Consider the following 4,401-nt stretch of genomic DNA (forward strand, 5'->3'; position numbering starts at 1 on the left):
AAAATAAGAAGGTATCAAGTTTATAAAATATAAAAAACATGGTCATGATATATTTGATGTATTGCAAAGCTCTTTAACACTTTGCAATACATTGAATTTTATCGGGAATGGATTACTATGTTGTGTAGAGAATTTTATTTCAGGAATTCTTATAGAAGATGTGTTTGTTTGGATGTTAGGATTGAGTATTTTAACTTCTATTGATACAATTTTCGGATGAAATAATGACTCTAGATATCCCCATACAACGGCTTCAAGTTTTTTTTACAACCCTGATAATCGATTTGAAATTAAAAATATAAGCTGTTCTAGTCGGTGTTATGGGTATTTTGATGAAGCTATAAATCAAAAGTTTAAAGATGTGTTGTTTCAAAAAGGTTCACAGAAACGGGCGTAAAGAATTGAAAAATGGTAAGTTTGTTTAGTGAAAAAACAGGTGTAACAAATGTGGCAGAATTCACTGTTTCCGAAATAGCAGGGGCTCTAAAGCGTGTTGTTGAAGAAAAGTTTGGTTATGTACGGGTGCGTGGGGAGATATCAGGGTACCGTGGTACTCATGCTTCGGGACATGCTTATTTTGCTTTAAAAGATGATAAGGCAAGGTTGGAAGCTGTTATTTGGCGTGGAGTTATGGAAAAGCTCAAATTCCCTCCTGAAGAAGGGATGGAAGTAGTTGCTGTTGGTAAACTTACAACTTATCCAGGGTCATCGAAATATCAAATTGTCATTGAGGCTCTTGAACCAACGGGGGTTGGTGCTTTGATGACACTTCTTGAAAATCGTAAGAAAAAGTTTTTAGAAGAAGGCTTGTTTGATGAAGAAAAGAAAAAAACTTTGCCTTATATGCCTCGAATTTTAGGCGTTGTAACATCACCAACAGGTGCTGTTATTCGTGATATTATTCATCGTATATCCGATCGTTTTCCGTTGCATATTTTGGTTTGGCCTGTACGTGTTCAGGGGGAAACAAGTGGGAGGGAAGTGGCTGTTGCTGTTGAAGGTTTTAATGCTCTTGGTCTAGGTGGACTTATTCCAAAACCTGATCTTATTATTGTTGCACGGGGAGGAGGAAGTTTAGAAGATTTGTGGGGGTTTAATGACGAAGCTGTTGTTCGTGCTGTTTATGAATCTTCTCTTCCTGTTATTTCTGCTGTTGGGCATGAAACGGACTGGACCTTGATTGATTATGTGGCTGATTGGCGCGCTCCAACTCCTACCGCCGCAGCAGAACGGGCTGTTCCTGTTAAGCTTGATCTCGAGGTGCTGGTGGCATCGCTTGATGCACGTTTGCGCAAGGGACTCGCGCGTTATTTGGATTTTTATCGACAAAAATTGCGTGCTACTCTACGAGCTCTTCCGACTGCCGATCAACTTTTTGCTCTACCACGGCGTGGTTTGGATGAAACTTCAAGTCGATTGCAGCGTGCTCTTTGTGTAAGCTACGATAAAAAACGTTTTTCTTTTCATGCACTTGGTGTGCGTTTTTCACCGCGTTTGTTAAATAGTGAAAAAGCACAACGCAATACAAAGGAATATACGGCACGTCTTCAGCGTGCTTTTGTGCGTAGTGTGGAAAAACAACGTGCTGGGTTAGAGGTAGTATCTAGGCTTTTAAGAAGCACTTCATATCAGAATATTTTGGAGCGCGGTTTTGTTTTGGCTTTGGGGAAAGATCATAAGCCCATTAAACGATTGGTTCAGTTTCCTGAAACAGGGCAAATAAATTTACGCTTTTTTGATGGAGATATCAGTGTTGCAACACAAGAGCCTATTTCCGCTAAAAGATCAAAACACAAGCAGATAAAGTCACCAAGCGATGATCAAGGAACTCTCTTTTAATACGGTTAATGCCATGCTTGCGGAAGGTCTTCTTAAGGGAGTGGATGAAAAAGTTCGTTGCGCATGGGCTGGAACGGATCCACTTTATTGTGCTTATCATGATACCGAATGGGGAAAGCCTATTTTTGAGGATATTCGTTTGTTTGAGAAAATTTGTCTTGAAGGTTTCCAAGCGGGGCTTTCTTGGTTTACAATTTTAAAAAAACGCTCTTTTTTTCGCGTTGCATTTGATCACTTTGACTTTGAAAAGATTGCTCATTATGATGAGCTGAAGGTGCAAATGTTAATGCAGAATAAAGACATTGTTCGCCATCAAGGAAAAATTCAATCAGTGCTTAATAATGCATTGAGAGCACAAGAAATTATAACAGAGTGGGGGAGTTTGTCCCACTATTTTTGGTCTTTTCAACCACCACAATTGGAGCGTTATGAAAAAATAGATTTTCAAACACTGTTAGCTAACCCTATGACACCTGCTTCTCTTCGTCTTTCTCAAGACTTGAAGAAACGTGGTTGGACATTTGTTGGCCCCACAATTTGTTATGCTTTTATGCAGTCCGTAGGAATTGTTAATGATCATCTTGAAGGATGTTTTTGTCGATAAATTGGCAAACTTTCTTTTGTAAGAGTAATGATTAATAGGATAATATAAGAGTAATGATTAATAGGATAATAATTGAATTATTTAATAAATGTATAAATTATACAATTCCGCTGTATAAGATAATTGAAATATACAAACTATACAATATTAATGATTTTCTATTGTTGTTGGCACTAAAAACGATAAAGGTATAATTTTGAGGATGAAAAAACAGATGCAAAAAGGAGTGATATCTTAACTGTTATGTATCTGAAGTGAGATAATGGTAATGTCTTGTATGTTTTAAAGAAACATTTAGTACACCAAAGCCCATTTCGCGACGCAGCCCGTGAATGGTATGACAGATAAGTCCATAATGCACTCCATCTTTAGTTTTATGAAGGAGCAAATCGGCACCATCACGCATTTACTAGCTCTCAGTGTTGTGAAACAGTCTTTGGCATTTGTAATGGTTCAGAAGAGTTTTTTTTATTTCCGTTAATAACGTGACTGTTATAATTAATGAATATTTTATTCATGTTTGTTGACGAATGCAAAGTGGTTGTTAGATGGGGTGCTGTTGTTGCATTGTTTTTCTTTGCTTGTATGACTGTTGGTTTATTTATATGTAGGTTGATTGCCCAATGCTTACCTAGGCAATATAAAATGAAATGCAGCGATGAAAAATTGAAGTTAAATGACTCAAGCTGCTTGTGTTGGGTTTTATTATCTGATAGCTTTCCTCTATTAGTAGAGTGATCTTGCCGCGTGTGCGCTCCAATTTTTTGGAAGATGATTAAGCTCATGCAGGCTTGTATCCACTACATTACTTCGTTGAATCTCTGTATGTTTCCGCTGGAAACGAGAGTTCTGTTGCGGTATGTTGTTTTCTATTCTATTTTTATAGTGGTAAAGCAATGATGCACGCCAAAGTTTAGAAGGGTTTATATTCGTTATGTCTTTAGGGGGGAAACGTCTAATGAATTTTGTTTTTATCAATGGGGGGATGCATTTTAGTGTATATTCTTTTATTGTAAGCTTTATTTCTCAAAAGATAAAGCGTGGAAGGAATGATTCTTCTCATTTTTCCTTTATCTTTGTTAACGCGTTTGGTTTTGTTGGTAAAAACGTAAAACTTTTGACACTTATTTTTCAAAAGATTAAGCAGCTTTTTGTGGGGGATAGCGTTTTAGAAAAGATATTTTCTTATGTCTTTCTGCTGTTTCAGTGCCGTTTTGGTCATGTAGTAAAGATGTGCCACATCTTGAAACTGAGTGTTTGAGGGGGATGACTATTTTTAAAGTTTGCATATTTTATTTTAAATGTTGCCTAAAGGAATAGAATAATGAATTCATAAATTTTTGCGTAATGATTTTTTTAAAGCTCACTATTTTTTTGGGCGACAAGGCTTATTGATGATTAATAGGGAACTGATATAGTGCATTATCATATGCAAAGAGGTTATGAAAAGAATGTAATACTGGTTAGCAAAACATATATTGCATGTTCGTTATGGTTTATTGAGACGTAAGTCAATGAATTTATCAAGTAGATGACTCTGTGTAGGTGACTAAAAATATAGGCGATTAGAACGTATTTATTCAATGTTATAATTATAAATTTGCTATATTATTTCAGCGTCATTAATTGATAAAAATAAATAAAGGGAAAAGTTTATGAACTTGAAGAAAACAATATTGAAAAGTAGCAGCTCTCTTGTTTCTGCTCTTATGGCATTGGCGATGGTTGCACAACAAGTTTCAGCAAAAACACCGGCTAATACCCTTGTGATGGCTTGGAATCTTGATGCAATCAGTACGTTTGATCCCGCACAACTTAATGATGTTTATGGAAGTGAAATTATTTACAATATTTGTGATAATTTGGTCAGTACTGCGACAGATGATCCTGCTAAAATGGTTCCCGCTTTAGCAACACATTGGGATGTTTCAGGTGATGATCACAGTACGGTGATTACT

At 36.5% G+C, this 4,401-nt stretch carries 3 protein-coding genes and 1 pseudogene; 3 read left to right on the forward strand and 1 reads right to left on the reverse strand.

The features are described 5' to 3' along the window. Positions 1-408 precede the first annotated feature (408 nt). Positions 409-1,839, forward strand: a complete 1,431-nt coding sequence (gene xseA, locus ACFINW_RS09105) for an exodeoxyribonuclease VII large subunit (protein WP_375641153.1) — start codon at positions 409-411, stop codon at positions 1,837-1,839. Beyond that, the gene (locus tag ACFINW_RS09110; protein WP_375612273.1) at positions 1,817-2,443 is read left to right on the forward strand and encodes a DNA-3-methyladenine glycosylase I; all 627 of its coding nucleotides are present in this window, start codon (positions 1,817-1,819) and stop codon (positions 2,441-2,443) included. The genes xseA and ACFINW_RS09110 overlap by 23 nt, the downstream gene beginning before the upstream one ends. A 241-nt stretch (positions 2,444-2,684) precedes the next feature. Here the strand turns inward: ACFINW_RS09110 and ACFINW_RS09115 are convergent, their stop codons facing one another. Continuing rightward, the gene (locus tag ACFINW_RS09115) at positions 2,685-2,849 is read right to left on the reverse strand and encodes a hypothetical protein (RefSeq protein WP_375621822.1); all 165 of its coding nucleotides are present in this window, start codon (positions 2,847-2,849) and stop codon (positions 2,685-2,687) included. A gap of 1,249 nt (positions 2,850-4,098) precedes the next feature. Between ACFINW_RS09115 and ACFINW_RS09120 the strand changes: the two are divergent. After that, a pseudogene (locus tag ACFINW_RS09120) lies at positions 4,099-4,401 on the forward strand (ABC transporter substrate-binding protein); the annotation flags it as partial.

Source organism: Bartonella sp. AA18HLJMS (genome assembly GCF_042197245.1).
Classification (GTDB): domain Bacteria; phylum Pseudomonadota; class Alphaproteobacteria; order Rhizobiales; family Rhizobiaceae; genus Bartonella.